The 15,681-nt window shown below is 74.5% G+C and carries 16 protein-coding genes; 6 read left to right on the top strand and 10 right to left on the bottom strand.

Annotation, left to right across the window (positions count from 1 at the left end; all coding sequences use genetic code 11):
* Positions 1-177: 177 nt before the first annotated feature.
* The 3 genes from OHA34_RS01665 (at position 178) to OHA34_RS01655 (ending at position 1,573) form a co-directional block, all read left to right on the top strand.
* Positions 178-675, top strand: coding sequence for a phage holin family protein (locus tag OHA34_RS01665; RefSeq protein ID WP_285943682.1), 498 nt, complete (start codon positions 178-180; stop codon positions 673-675).
* Between the two features lie 49 nt (positions 676-724).
* Positions 725-1,003 (top strand): DUF3618 domain-containing protein, encoded by a 279-nt coding sequence (locus OHA34_RS01660; protein WP_285943683.1) that lies wholly within the window; start codon positions 725-727, stop codon positions 1,001-1,003.
* Between the two features lie 135 nt (positions 1,004-1,138).
* Entirely contained in the window at positions 1,139-1,573 is a 435-nt protein-coding gene (locus OHA34_RS01655; protein ID WP_285943684.1) for a CBS domain-containing protein, read from the top strand.
* Positions 1,574-1,594: 21 nt separating this feature from the next.
* Here OHA34_RS01655 and yczR read toward each other — a convergent pair whose 3' ends face one another.
* Positions 1,595-3,061: a MocR-like transcription factor YczR gene (yczR, locus tag OHA34_RS01650; RefSeq protein ID WP_285943685.1), complete on the bottom strand. Its 1,467-nt coding sequence runs from the start codon at positions 3,059-3,061 to the stop codon at positions 1,595-1,597.
* Positions 3,062-3,194: 133 nt separating this feature from the next.
* Between yczR and yczE the strand changes: the two genes are divergently transcribed.
* The gene (gene yczE / locus OHA34_RS01645; protein WP_329520457.1) at positions 3,195-3,854 is read left to right on the top strand and encodes a membrane protein YczE; all 660 of its coding nucleotides are present in this window, start codon (positions 3,195-3,197) and stop codon (positions 3,852-3,854) included.
* A 36-nt stretch (positions 3,855-3,890) separates the two neighbouring features.
* Here yczE and OHA34_RS01640 read toward each other — a convergent pair whose 3' ends face one another.
* The 4 genes from OHA34_RS01640 to OHA34_RS01625 all read right to left on the bottom strand — a co-directional run bounded on the left by OHA34_RS01640 (position 3,891) and on the right by OHA34_RS01625 (position 7,898).
* Positions 3,891-5,018 (bottom strand): glycerate kinase, encoded by a 1,128-nt coding sequence (locus tag OHA34_RS01640; RefSeq protein WP_285943689.1) that lies wholly within the window; start codon positions 5,016-5,018, stop codon positions 3,891-3,893.
* Between the two features lie 39 nt (positions 5,019-5,057).
* Complete coding sequence (locus tag OHA34_RS01635) at positions 5,058-5,951, bottom strand: hypothetical protein (RefSeq protein ID WP_285943690.1); 894 nt, start codon at positions 5,949-5,951, stop codon at positions 5,058-5,060.
* Positions 5,948-7,039: a S66 peptidase family protein gene (locus OHA34_RS01630; protein WP_285943691.1), complete on the bottom strand. Its 1,092-nt coding sequence runs from the start codon at positions 7,037-7,039 to the stop codon at positions 5,948-5,950. The genes OHA34_RS01635 and OHA34_RS01630 overlap by 4 nt, the downstream gene beginning before the upstream one ends.
* A gap of 91 nt (positions 7,040-7,130) precedes the next feature.
* Positions 7,131-7,898 (bottom strand): SIR2 family NAD-dependent protein deacylase, encoded by a 768-nt coding sequence (locus OHA34_RS01625; RefSeq protein ID WP_285943692.1) that lies wholly within the window; start codon positions 7,896-7,898, stop codon positions 7,131-7,133.
* Between the two features lie 108 nt (positions 7,899-8,006).
* Here OHA34_RS01625 and OHA34_RS01620 point away from each other — a divergent pair, with 108 nt between their 5' ends.
* On the top strand, positions 8,007-8,981 hold the full coding sequence (locus OHA34_RS01620; protein ID WP_285943693.1) for a sulfotransferase family protein: 975 nt from the start codon (positions 8,007-8,009) through the stop codon (positions 8,979-8,981).
* Here the strand turns inward: OHA34_RS01620 and OHA34_RS01615 are convergent.
* From OHA34_RS01615 to OHA34_RS01595, 5 genes are all read right to left on the bottom strand, one after another.
* Positions 8,965-9,105 carry a hypothetical protein gene (locus OHA34_RS01615; RefSeq protein ID WP_285943694.1) on the bottom strand — a complete coding sequence of 47 codons (141 nt, stop codon included), beginning with the start codon at positions 9,103-9,105 and terminating at the stop codon, positions 8,965-8,967. The genes OHA34_RS01620 and OHA34_RS01615 overlap by 17 nt on opposite strands.
* Before the next feature lie 204 nt (positions 9,106-9,309).
* A complete protein-coding gene (locus tag OHA34_RS01610; RefSeq protein ID WP_329522371.1) occupies positions 9,310-11,397 on the bottom strand; it encodes an ABC transporter ATP-binding protein in 2,088 nt (695 codons plus the stop codon).
* A gap of 260 nt (positions 11,398-11,657) precedes the next feature.
* A complete protein-coding gene (locus OHA34_RS01605) occupies positions 11,658-12,503 on the bottom strand; it encodes an enoyl-CoA hydratase/isomerase family protein (RefSeq protein ID WP_285943695.1) in 846 nt (281 codons plus the stop codon).
* 205 nt (positions 12,504-12,708) lie between these two features.
* On the bottom strand, positions 12,709-12,921 hold the full coding sequence (locus tag OHA34_RS01600; protein WP_018656527.1) for a helix-turn-helix domain-containing protein: 213 nt from the start codon (positions 12,919-12,921) through the stop codon (positions 12,709-12,711).
* A 116-nt stretch (positions 12,922-13,037) separates the two neighbouring features.
* Complete coding sequence (locus tag OHA34_RS01595; protein ID WP_285943696.1) at positions 13,038-14,636, bottom strand: ABC-F family ATP-binding cassette domain-containing protein; 1,599 nt, start codon at positions 14,634-14,636, stop codon at positions 13,038-13,040.
* Positions 14,637-14,888: 252 nt separating this feature from the next.
* Between OHA34_RS01595 and OHA34_RS01590 the strand changes: the two genes are divergently transcribed.
* A complete protein-coding gene (locus OHA34_RS01590; protein ID WP_285943697.1) occupies positions 14,889-15,659 on the top strand; it encodes a VOC family protein in 771 nt (256 codons plus the stop codon).
* Positions 15,660-15,681 lie beyond the last annotated feature (22 nt).

Raw genomic sequence — 15,681 nt, 5'->3', positions numbered from 1 at the left:
ACCACTCACGGCGAATGATCCACCACGCTACGTCACCTGTCCGGGGACGCCCCTGACGGCCACCCACGGAGGCCGGTCCGCCGCAGCGGACGAGGCACCGGGCCGGGCGGAACCGTTTCGGGCCTCCCTCTCAGGTCACATATGACAATGACGATGCTCAAAGCGGAAGGAAGGCGCATGGTTCGACTCAGTGAGCAGGCGTTGACCCCGCCCCCCGAGGCCGGCGGATCGACGGACGCGCGGACCACCGGAGAACTCTTCGCGCAATTCACCGAACAGGCCTCGGATCTGTTCCGGGACGAACTCCGGCTGGCCGAACTGGAAATGCGCGACAAGGCCAAGAGCATGGGCATCGGCGCCGGGCTCTTCGGCGGTGCCGGGCTGGTCGCCTATCTGGGCGCCGGGGCCGCCGCGGTCACCGCGGGCCTCGCGCTCGACGTGGTGCTCCCCACCTGGCTCGCCGCACTGATCGTCACGGTCCTGCTGTTCCTGCTGGCGGCCGGTCTGGCCGTCGTCGGGCGGCGCAAGACCAGGCAGGGCTCCCCGCCGCTGCCGCAGTCGGCCATCGCGAGCGTCCGCCGCGACGTCGACGTCCTCCGGAAGGGAGTTCACCATGACGGAAGAAATGCAGAGGCCGCCCGAGACGGACACGGAGTCCGCACAGCGGATTCATGAGCACGTCCCTAAGGGGAAAGGACGGCCCGCGGGCGGCGCCGAATCGCCCATGGACGCGGAATCGCTGAAGAGGGAGATCGCCATCACGCGGTCGGCCCTCGGAGAGACGGTCGACGCGCTGGCCGCCAAGGCCGACATCAGGGGCCGGGCCAAGGAACGCGCCACCGCGAAGCGCCGGGCCCTCCGCGCCAGGAGCGCACAATTGAAGGATCAGACCGGCCAGAACGCGCGGCTCCGCCGCAAGGAGATCGCGGCGGCAGGCGCCGGCACCGTGGCGGTCTCCGCGGCGGCGTGGATCCTGGCACGGCGCCGCACGCACCGGCACTGACGGACCCCGCACCCCACGGCCCGCCGTGGGCGCGTGGGCGGGCGCGGAACGTTTACCGCCAAGGGGTTTTACCTCCCGGCGGAACATGCGACGTTGAAGACAAGACGGACTGAACCCGGCACCGGAGCGTGAGGTATGCGGATTCGCGACATCCTGCGGCGCAAGGGGGGCACCGTCGCCACGGTGCGGCCCGAGGCCACCGTGCGGGAACTGCTCGCCACGCTGGCCGAGCACAACATCGGCGCGGCGGTGGTGTCGCCCGACGGCGCGTCGATCGCCGGCATCGTCTCCGAGCGCGACATCGCCCGCCGGCTGCACGAGCACGGCGCCGGACTGCTGGGCCGCCCGGTCTCGGAGATCATGACGGTCGAGGTGCGCACCTGCCGTCCGGACGCGATGGTCGACGACCTGCGCCAGACGATGACCGACCACCGGATCCGGCACCTCCCGGTGGTCGAGGATGGCAGGCTGGCCGGCATCGTCAGCATCGGCGACGTGGTCAAGAGCGCCATCGACGTGCTGGAGAGCGAGCGCGAGCACCTGGTGGACTACATCCAGCGCGCCCCCTGAGCCCGCCGCCCCGCCGGGGTCTCAGACGTAGGCGGGCAGCGGGCGGGAGACGGGCGCGGCCTCGGCCTCGCGGAAGGCGAGGGCCAGGCGGTCGACAGCGGCGCGCAGCGTGCCGGGCGGCAGCACGTAGGGAAGCCGCACGTAGTCCTCCAGCACCCCGTCGACGCCGAACACCGGTCCGGGCACCACCCGGACGCCGTGCCGGGCGGCGGCCTCGGCCAGCGCGGTGGCGAGCGGGGCGCCGAGCCCGGCCCACAGCGACATGCCTCCGTCGGGGAGCCGGAACTCCCACTCCGGCAGCCGTTCGCGCAGCGCGGCGGCGAGCGCGTCACGGCTGCTCAGCAGCGTCTCGGCGCGCTCGGCCCGCACCTCGTCGATCCGGCGGAGCAGCTCGCCGACGATGAGCTGGTCCAGGACGGGGCTGGCGATGTCGAGCGCCTCGCGGGCCCGGATCAGCCGGTGCGCGAGCGGCGCGGTCGCGCGGATCCACCCGATGCGCAGCCCGCCCCACAGCAGCTTGGACGCCGACCCGATCGTGACGACCCGCCCGCCGGTGTCGTAGGCGGCGAGCGGCGGCACTCGAGGCGCGGCGACGTCGTGGCCCAGCTCGGCGAAGGTCTCGTCGCAGACCAGGACCGCGTCGGCGTGCCGGGCCGCGTCGACCAGCGCCGCCCGGTCCTCCCCCGGCATCAGCAGCCCGGTCGGGTTGTGGAAGTCGGGGATGGTGTAGGCCGTCCGCACCGCGGCCTGGCGCAGGCTGCCCGCGATCAGCTCGACGTCCCATCCCCCGTTGACGCCCACCGGCACCAGCCGCGCCCCGCGGCGGCGGACCGCGCCGAGCGCGTGCGGGTAGGTCGGGCGCTCGACCATGACGGCGTCGCCCGGCTCCACGATCGTCTGGGTCAGCAGGGTGAAGGCGTGCTGCGCCCCGGTGGTGATCACGATCTGGTCCGGCCGGGTGGGCACGCCGCGCGCGGCGTAGCCCGCGGCAACGGCCTCGCGCAGCCCGGCGAGCCCGGCCGGCTCGTACCCCGGCCCCCCGCTGTGGCGGGGCAGCTCGTCGACGGCGGCGGCGACGGCCTCGGCGAAGATGGCGGGCGCTCCCGGCGTGGCGCAGCCGAGGTCGATGAACTCGGCGCCGGTGGGCGCGTCCGCCATCCCGAAGCGGCCCGCCGCGGACGGGCCGGTGCGCGGCGCGGTCGTGGTCATGGCGGTCGGCGGCAGCGCCGTCCAGCTTCCCGCGCCCCGCCGGCTCTCGACGAAGCCCTCGTCGCGGAGCCGGTCGTAGGCCGCGGTGATCGTGGTGCGGCTGACACCGAGGGCGGCGGCCAGGTCGCGCTCGGCGGGCAGCCGGGTGCGCAGCGCCAGCCGCCCGTCCTGGACCAGGCCGCGGACGGCGCGGGCGAGCGCGGCGTACACCGGCCGGGCAAGCGGGACGTCGCCCAGCAGCCGGGCCAGCTGCTGGCCGCTCACATAACGGGTACTCATACAGGCCACTTTCCCTTATTGGCCCTTCACTAACCGGGCCATTTCGGTCACCCTTCTCACTGGGGACGGCCACCCGAGGGTCGCCCCACCTGACTGTTCGACAGGCTAGCGGGCTGGTAAGGGGACTTCGAGGATGGCTCTGATGGTGCGCCGCCTGGTGCAACTCTACGCGGGATTGGCCTTGTACGGCCTGGGCATCGCGCTCCAAGTGGCCTCAGGTCTGGGCAACGACCCGTGGGACGTGCTGCACCAGGGCCTGTCCCGCCGGTTCGGGCTCTCGATCGGCGCCTGGATCATCATCGCCGGGGCGGTGGTGATGCTGGCCTGGATCCCGCTGCGGCAGCGGCCCGGCCTCGGCACGATCAGCAACGTCCTGCTCGTCGGCGTCTTCACCGACCTGTTCCTGTACGTGCTGCCCGCCCCGGAGGCGCCGGCCGCGCGCTGGGCCTTCCTGGTCGCGGCGGTGCTGCTGGGCGGCTTCGCCACCGGCTGCTACATCGGCGCCGGACTCGGTCCCGGCGCGCGCGACGGGCTGATGACCGGGCTGGCCGCGCGGGGCCACTCGATCCGGGTGGTGCGGACCACGATCGAGGTGGCCGTGCTCGCCGCGGGCTGGCTGCTCGGCGGGACGGTCGGCGTCGGCACCGTCCTGTACGCGGTCGCGATCGGGCCGCTCGCGCACTACTTCGTCCCCGCCCTGGAGATCCGGAGGCCGGCCCGCCCGGAACCGGCCGCCCCGCGCCGGGAGGAGCCCGCGCCGAGCCCGGCGCCCGCTGAGGCCAACGCCCGCTGAGGTCGCCGCCCGTGGGGCCCCGGTGGGCACCGAGGGTCAGCCGAGGCGGAGCCGCACGACCTGCTCGGCGGCGGCCGACAGCAGGGGGGCGGCCCGCCCGGTCAGCTCGTCCAGGGTCCGCGGGCCGTCGGCCAGGCTGAAGGCGGCGGTGAGACCGAGGGCGTGCAGGGCGTCCAGGGGCCCGGCGACGCCCCCGGCCAGCGCGACGGCGGGCACGCCGCGCTCACGGGCCAGCCGCGCGACGACGGAGACGACCTTGCCCCCGGCGCTCTGGCCGTCCACCCGCCCCTCGCCGGTGATCACCAGGTCGGCCCCGTCGAGGGCGGCCGGGAGCCCGGCGGCGTCCGCGACCAGCTCGGCGCCGCGGGCGGGCTCGGCGCCGAGCGCCGCGACCAGGCCGCCGCAGGTGCCGCCGGCGGCGCCCGCGCCCGGCAGGTCGTGCACGCGCGGCCCGCCGTTGCCGGCCAGGACGTCGGCGAACGTGGTGAGCGCGGCGTCGAGCCGCCGCACCTGCGCGGGGGTCGCGCCCTTCTGCGGCCCGAACACCTCGGCCGCGCCCTCCGGGCCGACCAGGGGGTTGGTCACGTCGCACGCGACGCGGAACCGGGTGGCCCGGACGTCCGCGGAGATCCCCGACAGGTCGATCGCGGCGAGCCCGGCCAGCGCCGCGCCGCCCGGGGGCAGCTCGGCGCCGTCCGCGCCGGTGAACCGCGCCCCGAGGGCGCGCAGCAGCCCGGTGCCGGCGTCGGTGCTGGCGCTGCCGCCGACGCAGACCAGCACGTCGCGGGCGCCGCGCCGCACCGCGTCGGCGATGAGCTCGCCGGTGCCCGCGGTGTCGGCGCGCAGCGGGTCGGGCGGCACGTCCGCCACCAGCGGAAGCCCGGACGCGGCGGCCAGCTCCACCACCGCGGACCGCCCGTCGCCCGACAGCGCGTACCGGGCCCGGACCGGGCGGCCCAGCGGGTCGGCGGCGGTCAGCTCGACCTCCCGGCCGCCGCGGGCGCTCAGGAAGCAGTCGAGCGTGCCCTCGCCGCCGTCGGCCATCGGGACCTCGGCCACCTCGGCGCCCGGCACGGCCCGCCGGGCGCCCGCCGCGATCGCGGCGCAGACCTCGGGGGCGCCGAGGCTGCCCTTGAACGAGTCGGAGGCGACGACGATGCGCACGCGGTTCTCCCTTTCAACGGTGCCGGGGCTCGCCCGGTGTCAGCGCTCGGCGGCGAGCGTGGTGAGCACCGAGGCGAAGTCCTCGGGCAGGACCATGGCGTCGCCCTCGTAGCGGGGCTCGAGGAGCGTCAGCTCTCCCCCGCGCCACCAGTACAGGTGCGGGCTCAGCGAGCCGGGCCCGTCCTCGTAGGCGCGGTGCGCCTGCGCCTGGAGCTCGCGGGCGGCGGCGACGGCGGCGCGGTAGCGGACCCGCGGCGACGCGTCGGCGGGACGCAGCGGGTGCGCGATGATCAGGCTGCGGTTGGGCGCGACGACGAGCGCGCCGTGCGGCCCGATCGAGAGGTACTCCTCCAGCCAGGCCAGGTGGGTGACGGCGTAGAACGTCCAGCCGTGCAGCACCGACACGCGCACGCCGCTCAGGTCCTGGTCGTCGCTCTGGAGCGGCCCGTCGGCCCGGACGTTGGCCCGGCCGAGCATGAACAGCGCGTCGCCCGAGACCGGCCAGCCGTCCATCTCCTCGTTGGTGACCGTCCGGACCGTGGTCGGGGTGTCGACCACCACGACCTCGATCAGGCCGGGCGCGAACGGGCGGGCCGCCAGCACCCCGTTGTCGGCCTCGGCCGGGTAGATCCGGGTGCGCAACAGATGCTGGGCCAGCTCGAAGTCGCTGAGGTCCAGGGGCTCCTCGATCGCGGTGACGATCGTGGTGACGTGGTCGGAGACCAGCGCGGGCCAGTCGTCGCGGGGCACCAGCCGGGCGAGCTGGCCGAGCAGGCGCATGCTGACGTGCAGCCGGTTGGCGCCCTCCAGCAGCATCACGTCGCCGGGCATCCGCCGGCAGGTGTAGCCGAGGCTCTCGGCCACCAGGACCAGCAGGGAGCCGAGGGTGCCGTCGTCCCAGGGATCGGGACGCGCGTGCCTGCCGCCGCTCATCGCACACCTCCGGGCGCTTCCAGGGTCAGTGCCCCGGCGTCGAGCCGGACCGGGACGCCCAGTTCCAGCGTGCGCTGGCAGGGCCCGTGCCCGGCGGGGACGCCGGCCAGGATGGGCACGCCGAGCGGGCCGAGCCGCCCGGCGAGCACCGCGTCGACCTCGGCGGGGTCGCCGCACCGGGTCCAGGACCCGAGCGCGACGCCGGCCGCACCGTCGAACCAGCCCGCCTGGAGCAGCTGGGTGAGCATCCGGTCGATCCGGTAGGGCGCCTCGGCGACGTCCTCCAGGAAGACCACGCGGCCCGCCGCGGGCGGCGGGGCGTACGGGGTGCCGAGCAGGGCGGCGAGCAGGCTCAGGTTGCCGCCGGTGAGCACCGCTTCGGCCCGTCCCGGCCTCAGCGCGTGCGTGCCGGTGAGGACACGGGGCCCGGTGCCGACTGCGCCCTCCTCCTTGAACAGAACGGCGCGGAGGCCGTCCAGCGTCCGGGCGAGAACGGCGTCGCCGGGGCCGGGGGCGGGAGTGTCAGCGTCAGCGCCGGCGGGGGCGAGGTCGGCGAGGCGTCCCGCGGGCATCGGGCCGAACGAGGTGGTGATGCCCAGGCGTGTTCCAAAGGCCGCGTGCAGCGCGGTGATGTCGCTGGAACCGTGCAGCGCCTTCGGCCCAGGGCCCGCCTCCACCGCGGCCCCGGTCGCGGCGGCCAGCGCGGGCCAGTCGAGATGGTCGAGCACGCGGGTGGCGCCGTAGCCGCCGCGGGCGCAGATCACCGCGCGGACCCCCGGATCGCACCAGGCCGCTTGGAGATCGGCGGCGCGATCGGCATCGGTTCCGGCCAGCCGCTGCCATGCCTCGGGCACCGGGCCGGCGCCGCCGAGACCGGTCCGGTCGAGTACGTGCGCGGACACCGTGACGTCGAGGCCGAGATCCCGGAGCACCGCGCAGCCGGCCTCGAGCCTGGCGGGATCGGCCGGGCCGCTCGGGGCCACCACCGCCACCCGGTCGCCCGGCCTCAGCCGGGCGAACCTCCGGGGCACCGAACCGGGCGCGACGGGCCGATCGTGCACGGCCCCCGCGCGGGCGCCCCCGCTCATCAACCCGATCCCTCCTCGCACCGCAACGGATAGAGCTTGTCAGGATACGGACCCCAGCGGAAGGGGCCGCATGTCACGACCCGCCAACAGATCACCGGCGCCCGCCGGGCACGAGCCCGGCCAGGCGGGGCAGCGTCGCGCCGACCGGCTCGCGCAGCACGAGGTCGGCGATCCCGTCGTAGGGGGTGGGCTCGGCGTTGAGGACGATCAGCCGGGCGCCGCGCTCGACGGCCTCCTGGCACAGGCCCGCCGCGGGCTCGACGGTGAGCGAGGTGCCCGCGGCCACGAACAGGTCGCAGGAGCGCGCGGCGTTGACCGCCGCGTCCAGCACCTCCGCCACCAGGGGCTGGCCGAACGAGATCGTCGCCGACTTCTGGAGGCCGCCGCACTCGGCGCAGGGCGGGTCCTGCTCGCCGGCGTCGACCCTGGCCAAGACCTCGGGCATCGGCGTGCGCAGGCCGCAGGCCAGGCACTCGGCCTCCCGCATGGAGCCGTGGATCTCCAGCACCGTCGCCGGGTCGGACCCGGCCCGCTGGTGCAGCCCGTCGATGTTCTGCGTGATCAGGCGGCGCAGCCGCCCGGACCGCTCCAGATCGACCAGTGCGGCGTGCGCGGCGTTGGGCTCGGCGTCCCACCCGGGGTGGTCGCGGTGGGACCGCCAGGCGCGGCGGCGCACCTCGGGGTCGGCCAGGTAGGACCCGATCGTCGACATCGCCTCGGCGGACGGATCTCGGGTCCAGACCCCCTGCGGGCCCCGGAAGTCGGGGATGCCGCTGGCGGTGCTGATCCCCGCACCGGTGAGCACCGTGATCGATTCGGCTCCCGCGAGCAGGTCCGCGAGGGTGGGCGCAGCGTCCATCCCCCAAGGCTAGGCCCGGAACATTCCACTCTGGCCCGATTATCCCGCACACCCGTGGGAGCGTCGCGGACCGCGGCGCCCCCGGGAAGTGCCAAACTTGGTGCTCGTATGAGGTCGACGCCGCACATCCTCGTGATCAACGGCACCAAGGTCCGCCGTCCGGTCTTCGTGCTGGGCGCCCCCCACTCCGGTGCCGAGCTGCTGGCGCGCGCGGTGAAGCGCTCCGCCGGCTTCCACCTGACCACGGGCCGCCCCGGCGTGCTGCGGGTCGCCTACGCGTTCGCCCGGCAGCCGTCCATCGCCAGCGACCGCGAGCGGGGCGCCGCGCGGGTCCTGCGCGACGCCTACGCCGAGGCGTGGCAGATCTCCGAGCGCGCCTGCGCCGCGTGCCCCGCCGAGTGCCGCGAGCTGGCCGGCCTGCCGCCCGCACCCGCAGCGCCGGGCGGCGCCGGGGCCGGACCGGCCGGCGGGGGCCAGTGCGTCGACGCGCATCAGGTGCTCCGGTTCGCCGACGCGTCCACCGACCTGATCTACAGCGCCGACGTGCTGCTGGACGCCTTCCCCGACGCCCAGCTGCTCCAGGTGATCAGGGACGGGCGGGACGTGGTCGCCGACATGCTGGGCGACCCGCGCTGCCTGGCCTGGTTCAAACCCGGGCTCGCCAACCTCGACCGGGTGTTCCCCAACCCGTTCTTCGGCGTCGAGGAGCTCGCCGAGCGCGACCGCTGGACGCGGTCGGCCACCGCGGTCAAGTGCGCGCTGCGGTGGCGCGGCTCGGTGCGCCTCAGCGCCCGGCTGCGCCGGCAGACGCCCGAGGACCAGCTGTTTACCGTCCGCTACGAGGACCTGGTCGCCAAGCCGCGCCGGGTCGCCGGCGAGGTGTCGGACTACCTGGGCGCCCCGATCTCGCGCTCGACCCTGTCCGGGCTGGTCCGGACGGGCCGGGCGGGCCGGCACGAGGCCGACGAGCACGGCGTCGGCGCCTGGCGCGAGCGGCTCAGCCCGCGGCAGGTCGCCCAGGTCGAGAAGGTCGCCGGAATCGAGCTCGGCCGGCTGGGCTACCCGCTCAGCGCCGCCGGATGAGGGCCCGCTGCGCGTCGGCGTCGGACCCCAGCCAGCCGATGGCGACGCCCGCGGCGCCCAGCCCGACCAGAAGCACGGTGTAGCGTCCCGGCCCGCTCTTCACGACCCGGCCGGGATTGATCATCGAAAGCATGGTGGTCCCCTCTCCCGCGGCTGCTCGCGCCCCCCAACGGCGCCGCCACCGACTCTGACGCCGCCAGATGGCCGCCGGGTTGCGAACCGGGCGTGCTGCGGGAAACGCGGAAACAGCACCCGCGCTCTAGAGAGAGGATGCCCGGGGAGGCCGCCCGCTACGCACCGTCACCCGGTGGCGTGCGGCCCCCGGTGCTCACTCGGCGCCGAGCGGCTCCGCCGTCCGCCCGCCCGCCTCGCCGTCCGCGCCCCCGCCGGCCGGCCGGTCCGGCAGCCCGTCCGGCCCGCCCGACCCGTCCGGGAGCCCGTCTCGCCGCCCGTCCTGCCGGGCGAACTGGGTCCGGTACAGCTCGGAGTACAGGCCGCCCGCCAGGAGTAGCTCCTCGTGGCGCCCGCGCTCGGCCACCCGGCCGTCCTCGATCACCAGGATCTGGTCGGCCTCGCGGATGGTGGACAGCCGGTGCGCGATCACCAGCGAGGTCCGCCCGGCGAGCGCGGTCCGGAGGGCCCGCTGCACGGCGGCCTCGGACTCGGAGTCCAGGTGCGCGGTCGCCTCGTCCAGGACGACGACCGACGGCTCCTTGAGCAGCAGCCGCGCGATCGCCAGGCGCTGCTTCTCACCGCCCGACAGCCGGTAGCCGCGGTCGCCCACGACCGTGTCGAGCCCGTCGGGCATGTCGGCGAGCAGGGCGCCGACCTGTGCCGCCTCCAGGGCGGCGTGGATCTGCCCGTCGGAGGCGTCCGGGCGGGCGTAGCGCATGTTCTCGCGGATCGAGTCGTGGAACAGGTGGGCGTCCTGGCTGACCACGCCGACCCGGTCGCGCAGCGAGTCCAGCGTGACGTCCCGGACGTCCTCGCCGCCGATGCGCACCGCCCCGTCGGACACGTCGTAGAGCCGGGAGACCAGGTGCGTGATGGTGGACTTGCCGGCCCCGGACGGGCCGACGAGCGCGACGAGCTGGCCCGGCTCGGCGGTGAAGTCCACGTCGTGCAGGACCTCGCGTCCCGGCGCGGTGTCGGTGCGGGCGATGGATTCCAGGGAGGCCAGCGAGACCTCCTCGGCGGACGGGTAGGCGAACCGCACATGGTCGAACCGGACCGAGGGCGCCGCGTGCCGGACGCCGTCACCGGGCGCGTCCAGACCGGTCTGCGCGTCCGGGCCGCCGGGGCCCGCCGCCGGGTCCGGGCCGGCCGGGCGGTCCGGACCCCGCCCGAGGTCGCGGGCGCCCTCGCGGTCGCGGATCAGGGGCTCGAGGTCGAGCACCTCGAACACCCGGTCGAAGCTGACCAGGGCGGTCATGATGTCGACGTGCACGTTGGACAGCGCGGTCAGCGGCCCGTACATCCGGGTCAGCAGCGTCGCGAGGGCGACCAGGGTGCCGAGCTCCAGCGTGTCGCCCACCACCAGCGAGCCGCCGAGCCCGTACACCATGGCCGTGGCGAGGGCCGCCACCAGTGTGAGCGCGGTGAAGAAGACCCGTCCGTACATCGCGGCGATGATGCCGATGTCGCGGACCCGCGCGGCGCGCTGCGAGAAGTTGTGCTCCTCCTCGGCGGGCCGCCCGTAGAGCTTGGCGAGCATCGCGCCCGCCACGTTGAACCGCTCGGTCATCAGCGAGCTCATCTCGGCGTCGAGCTGCATCTGCTCGCGGCTGATCCGGGACAGCCGCCTGCCGACCCACTTGGCCGGCAGCACGAAGATCGGCAGCAGCAGCAGTGCGATCAGGGTGACCTGCCAGGACAGCACCAGCATGGTGATCAGCACCAGCACCAGGCTGATCACGTTGGAGACCACCGAGGACAGCGTGGTGGTGAGCGCCCGCTGGGCGCCGATGACGTCGGTGTTGAGCCGGCTGACGAGCGACCCGGTCTGCGCCCGCATGAAGAACGCGACGGGCTGGCGCTGGACGTGCCCGAACACCTGGGTGCGCAGGTCGTAGATCAGCCCCTCGCCGATCTTGGAGGAGTACCACCGCTGCGCCAGCCCGAGCACCGCCTCGACCAGGGCGAGCGCGGCCACCCCGGCGGCCAGCCAGAGCACGATGCCGGTGCGGGCCGGCACGATGCCCCGGTCGATGATCGACTTGAGCAGCAGCGGGTTGGCCACCACGATCACCGCGGCGAACGAGTTCAGCGCCAGGAACAGCACGAGCTCGCGCATGTAGGGACGCGCGTAGCCGGCGATCCGCTTGACCGTGCCGGGCTTGAGCTTCTGCTGGGTGACCGACCCGTCCCGGCGGAACGAGGCCATCACCTGCCAGCCGCTGCCCGGCATTCCCGGCATCGCCACATGAGCCTCCGAGGGGTCGGCGGCCGCCCGAGCGATGCGCGAGCGTGCACGCGGGTAATCAAGTAAGCATCTCAGTGTCGACGACGAGAACACACCGCCGCCGCGAGCGCTTCCCGGCTCCGCTCACGGCGTAACCCTCAGCGCCCGGGGCTCCCGGGACTCTGGTGGGACCTCTGGACACGGGCCGGGTCCGACAGACACCGGGCGCACCCGCACCGCCGAGCGGCTCCCGGTGGACGAGGGACGGGCCCTGGTCAGCCCTGGGCGCCGAAGAGCTCGCGGAGACGGCCGATCTGCTCCCGGCGCTCGGCCGCGCACTGCTCCTCGAGGGTGTTCTCCGGGGCCTGCCACAGCAGGCGCTTGGTGGCCACGGCCGCGCCGGGGTTAACCGCGAGGAGTGCCGCGGTCAGCTCGCGGACGGCGGCGTCGAGCCCGTCGCGCGGGACGACGACCTCGGCGAGGCCGAGCCGGGCGGCCTCGTCGGCGAGCACGGTGCGGGCGGTCAGGCACAACTCCAGCGCCCGCGGCACGCCCACGATCTCGACCAGCGGCTTGGTGCCGGTCAGGTCGGGGACCAGCCCGAGGGCCGGCTCCTTCATGCAGAACTTGGTGTCGTCGGCGATGACGCGCAGGTCGCAGGCCAGGGCGAGCTGGAAGCCGCCGCCGATGGCGTGCCCGTGCACCGCCGCGATCGTCACGATGTCGGGGCGCCGCAGCCAGGTGTAGCCCTCCTGGAGCCCGGCGATGAACCGGTCGGTCGCCTCGGCGTCGGAGCCGTCGGAGAAGCTCTCGTCACCGCCGCCGGAGAACATGGCGAGGTCGATGCCCGCGGAGAACGAGGGTCCCTCGCCGCGCAGCACGACCACCCGCACGCCGGCCGGCAGCGACCGGCCGATCGCGGCCAGCCCGCGCCAGGTGGCGAACGTCATGGCGTTGCGCCGCTCGGGCCGGTCGAGGGTGACCGTGGCGACCTCGCCGTCGACCGCGAACCGCAGCCCGGCCGCGGCCAGCTCCGCCGCGGACGGTCCGGCCGCGTCCGGTGACGCGTCCCGTCCGGTGGCCGATTCCGGCCGCGTCCGCTCCGCCCTCGCGTCAGCCATGACGCCCCTCTCCGTGTGGACCTGTCGGTGGCAGGCGGCCGATCCGCCTGTCACGGCGGCCAGGGGCGTTCCCGGAGGGGCGCACGACCCCGTCCCCACCGGTCCCGTCGACCGGCGGCACCCGGCCCGCCGCCGCGACCGAACCCTACTCGGCCGGCCGCGGCGACGGTTCAGGCGGTGCGCTCATCCGGGGGTCGGCGTCCGGTCAGGACTTCTTGCCGCGGGTCGCGCCGCCGCGACCGCGCAGATTGACGCCGGATTCGGTCAGAATCCGGTGGATGAACCCATACGAGCGGCCGGTGGCGGCTGCCAAGGCGCGGATGCTCTCGCCGGAGTCGTACCTCTTTTTGAGTTCCGTCGCCAGCTTGTCGCGCTCGGCACCGGTCACGCGGGTGCCCTTCTTAAGGGTCTCGGCCACGAGTACCTCCCGTAGTGATGTGGTGACCGCTGCGTTATCCCCCGCCATGATCAGTCATTCCCGCGCGTTCGGCTACCCACTCGGCCAGAAAAGATCTGCGGAAGTGACCATGCAGGTCACGCAAGTGCCACCAGATCGGCAAACTCGTCACTCCAGATGTCTTCGACACCATCAGGCAGCAAAATCACTCTTTCCGGCCGGAGCGCCTCCACCGCGCCCTCGTCGTGGGTCACCAGGACGATGGCGCCGGCGAAGGTGCGCAGGGCCGCCAGGATCTCCGCCCGGCTGGCCGGGTCGAGGTTGTTGGTGGGCTCGTCCAGCAGCAGCACGTTGGCGCTCGAGACCACCAGCATCGCCAGCGCCAGCCGGGTCTTCTCGCCGCCCGACAGCACCCCGGCGGGCTTGTCGACGTCGTCGCCGGTGAACAGGAACGAGCCGAGGATCTTGCGGACCTCGACCGGCGCCATCCCGGGCGCCGCCGACTGCATGTTCTCCAGTACCGAGCGCTCGACCTCGAGCAGCTCGTGCTCCTGCGCGTAGTAGCCGATGCGCAGCCCGTGGCCGGCCGCCACGGCGCCGGTGTCGGGCTTGTCGACCCCGGCCAGCATGCGCAGCAGCGTGGTCTTCCCCGCGCCGTTGAGGCCCAGGACGACCACCCGGCTGCCCCGGTCGATGGCCAGGTCCACGTCGGTGAAAATCTCCAAAGATCCGTACGATTTCGACAAACCCTCCGCGGTGAGGGGGGTCTTGCCGCACGGCGCGGGCTCCGGGAAGCGGATCTTGGCGACCTTGTCGGCCTGCCGCACCCCCTCCGCGGAGGCCAGCAGCTGCCGCGCCCGGCGGTCCATCTGCTGCGCGGCCTTGGCCTTGGTGGCCTTGGCGCGCATCTTGTCGGCCTGGGAGATCAGCTGCGTCGCCTGGCGCTGGGCGTTGGCCGTCTCGCGCTTGCGCCGCCGCTCGTCGGTCTCGCGCTGGGCGAGGTACTTCTTCCAGCCGACGTTGTAGATGTCGATCGCGCTGCGGTTGGCGTCGAGGAGGAAGACCCGGTTGACCACCGCGTCCAGCAGCTCCACGTCGTGGCTGATGACCACCAGGCCGCCCTGGTGCGACTTCAGGAAGTCGCGCAGCCAGACGACCGAGTCGGCGTCGAGGTGGTTGGTGGGCTCGTCCAGCAGCAGCGTGTCGGCGTCGGAGAACAGGATGCGGGCCAGCTCCACCCGGCGCCGCTGCCCGCCCGACAGGGTGCCGAGGGGCTGCGCCATGACCCGGTCCGGCAGGCCCAGGCTGGAGGCGATGGAGGCGGCCTCGGCCTCGGCGGAGTACCCGCCGAGCACATGCAGCCGCTCCTCCAGCCGGCCGTACCGCCGGACGGCCTTGTCGCGCGCGGAGCCCGTGCTGGTGGCCATGCGCTCCTCGGCGTCGCGCAGCTCGCGGATGACCTCGTCGAGCCCCCGCGCCGACAGGATCCGGTCGCGGGCCAGCTCCTCGAGGTCGACCCCGCGGGGGTCCTGCGGGAGGTAGCCGATGGTGCCCGAGCTGGTCACCGAGCCCTGGGCGGGCTGCGCCTCCCCCGCGAGCACCTTGGTGAGGGTGGTCTTGCCGGCCCCGTTGCGGCCGACGAAGCCCACCCGGTCACCGGGGTTGACCCGGAAGGCGGCGGTCTCGATCAGCAGCCGGGATCCGGCGCGCAGTTCGATGTCGTTGGCAATGATCACTGTGACAGGGCTCCCCTGACGGACGGCAGATGGACGGCGCATGACAAAGCGCGTCACGGTCCGTGACCGGGACGCGCCAGGGGAGCCTGTCAGCTCGCGTGCGAAACCATCTCGCCAGTGTACGTGACGCCGGGGCCCCTCAGCGGCCCGTCCCGGCCCGGCCGGACGGCGGACGGGCCGCGGGGGCCATGATGGGAGGAGTGGCGTGCGGCTCGACGCCGGGCCCGGCCCGGCGGGAGGAGTGTGGTCGAGATGACCCACCTGACCGGCAACGCACCCACCGGCACGCCCACCTGGCTGGACCTGCGCATCCCCGACCTCGGCGAAGCCCAGCGGTTCTACGGGGCGCTCTTCGGCTGGGAGTTCGAGGACTTCGGGTCCGCGGCGGGCCACTACAACGGGTGCCTCCTGGCGGGCCGGACCGTCGCGGGCATGATGAGGAACCCCGACCCGGACGCGAGCGAGTTCCGGTGGAACCTGCACTTCGCCAGCGACGACTGCGACGAGACCGTCAAGCGGGCCACCGACGCGGGCGGCACCGTGCCGATGCCCCCGGAGGAGATCCTCGACCGGGGGCGGATGGCGGTCGTGGCCGACCCGGTCGGCGCGCGGTTCGGCGTCTGGCAGGGCAGGGAGAACGCCGGTTCCGAGACCGTGAACGAGCCCGGCTCCCTGGTGTGGAGCGAGCTCGTCACCGCGGCCCCCGGCCCGGCCGGGGAGTTCTACGCGGCGGTGTTCGGGCACCGGCTGGAGCCGATGCCGGCCGAGGCGGAGATCGACTACACCGTCCTGGTCAGGCCCGACGGCCGGCCGATCGGCGGGATCCTGGGCCGCCCCGGCGCCGCCTCGTCGTCCTGGCGCAGCTACTTCGAGGTCGCCGACGCCGATGAGGCCGTGCTGCGCGCCCGCGCCCTCGGTGGCACGGCGGACGAGCCCGCGGACACCCCGTACGGACGGGTCGCCGACGTGCGCGACCCGTTCGGCGCCGCCTTCCGGGTGATGCAGAGCGTCCAGGAGGGCTGACCGCACGCCCCAGGGAGCCGCG

This window comes from Spirillospora sp. NBC_01491 (genome assembly GCF_036227065.1).
Lineage (GTDB): Bacteria > Actinomycetota > Actinomycetes > Streptosporangiales > Streptosporangiaceae > Spirillospora > Spirillospora xylanilytica.
This window is presented reverse-complemented; position numbering and strand designations above follow the sequence as displayed.

What these genes read in the sequence shown, in the direction of transcription:
- OHA34_RS01665 (WP_285943682.1), top strand. Translation starts at nt 178, where the DNA reads ATGGTTCGACTCAGTGAGCAGGCGTTGACCCCGCCCCCCGAGGCCGGC.
- OHA34_RS01660 (WP_285943683.1), top strand. Translation starts at nt 725, where the DNA reads ATGGACGCGGAATCGCTGAAGAGGGAGATCGCCATCACGCGGTCGGCC.
- OHA34_RS01655 (WP_285943684.1), top strand. Translation starts at nt 1,139, where the DNA reads ATGCGGATTCGCGACATCCTGCGGCGCAAGGGGGGCACCGTCGCCACG.
- yczR (WP_285943685.1), bottom strand. Translation starts at nt 3,061, where the DNA reads ATGAGTACCCGTTATGTGAGCGGCCAGCAGCTGGCCCGGCTGCTGGGC.
- yczE (WP_329520457.1), top strand. Translation starts at nt 3,195, where the DNA reads ATGGCTCTGATGGTGCGCCGCCTGGTGCAACTCTACGCGGGATTGGCC.
- OHA34_RS01635 (WP_285943690.1), bottom strand. Translation starts at nt 5,951, where the DNA reads ATGAGCGGCGGCAGGCACGCGCGTCCCGATCCCTGGGACGACGGCACC.
- OHA34_RS01630 (WP_285943691.1), bottom strand. Translation starts at nt 7,039, where the DNA reads ATGAGCGGGGGCGCCCGCGCGGGGGCCGTGCACGATCGGCCCGTCGCG.
- OHA34_RS01625 (WP_285943692.1), bottom strand. Translation starts at nt 7,898, where the DNA reads ATGGACGCTGCGCCCACCCTCGCGGACCTGCTCGCGGGAGCCGAATCG.
- OHA34_RS01620 (WP_285943693.1), top strand. Translation starts at nt 8,007, where the DNA reads ATGAGGTCGACGCCGCACATCCTCGTGATCAACGGCACCAAGGTCCGC.
- OHA34_RS01615 (WP_285943694.1), bottom strand. Translation starts at nt 9,105, where the DNA reads ATGATCAATCCCGGCCGGGTCGTGAAGAGCGGGCCGGGACGCTACACC.
- OHA34_RS01610 (WP_329522371.1), bottom strand. Translation starts at nt 11,397, where the DNA reads ATGCCGGGAATGCCGGGCAGCGGCTGGCAGGTGATGGCCTCGTTCCGC.
- OHA34_RS01605 (WP_285943695.1), bottom strand. Translation starts at nt 12,503, where the DNA reads ATGGCTGACGCGAGGGCGGAGCGGACGCGGCCGGAATCGGCCACCGGA.
- OHA34_RS01590 (WP_285943697.1), top strand. Translation starts at nt 14,889, where the DNA reads ATGACCCACCTGACCGGCAACGCACCCACCGGCACGCCCACCTGGCTG.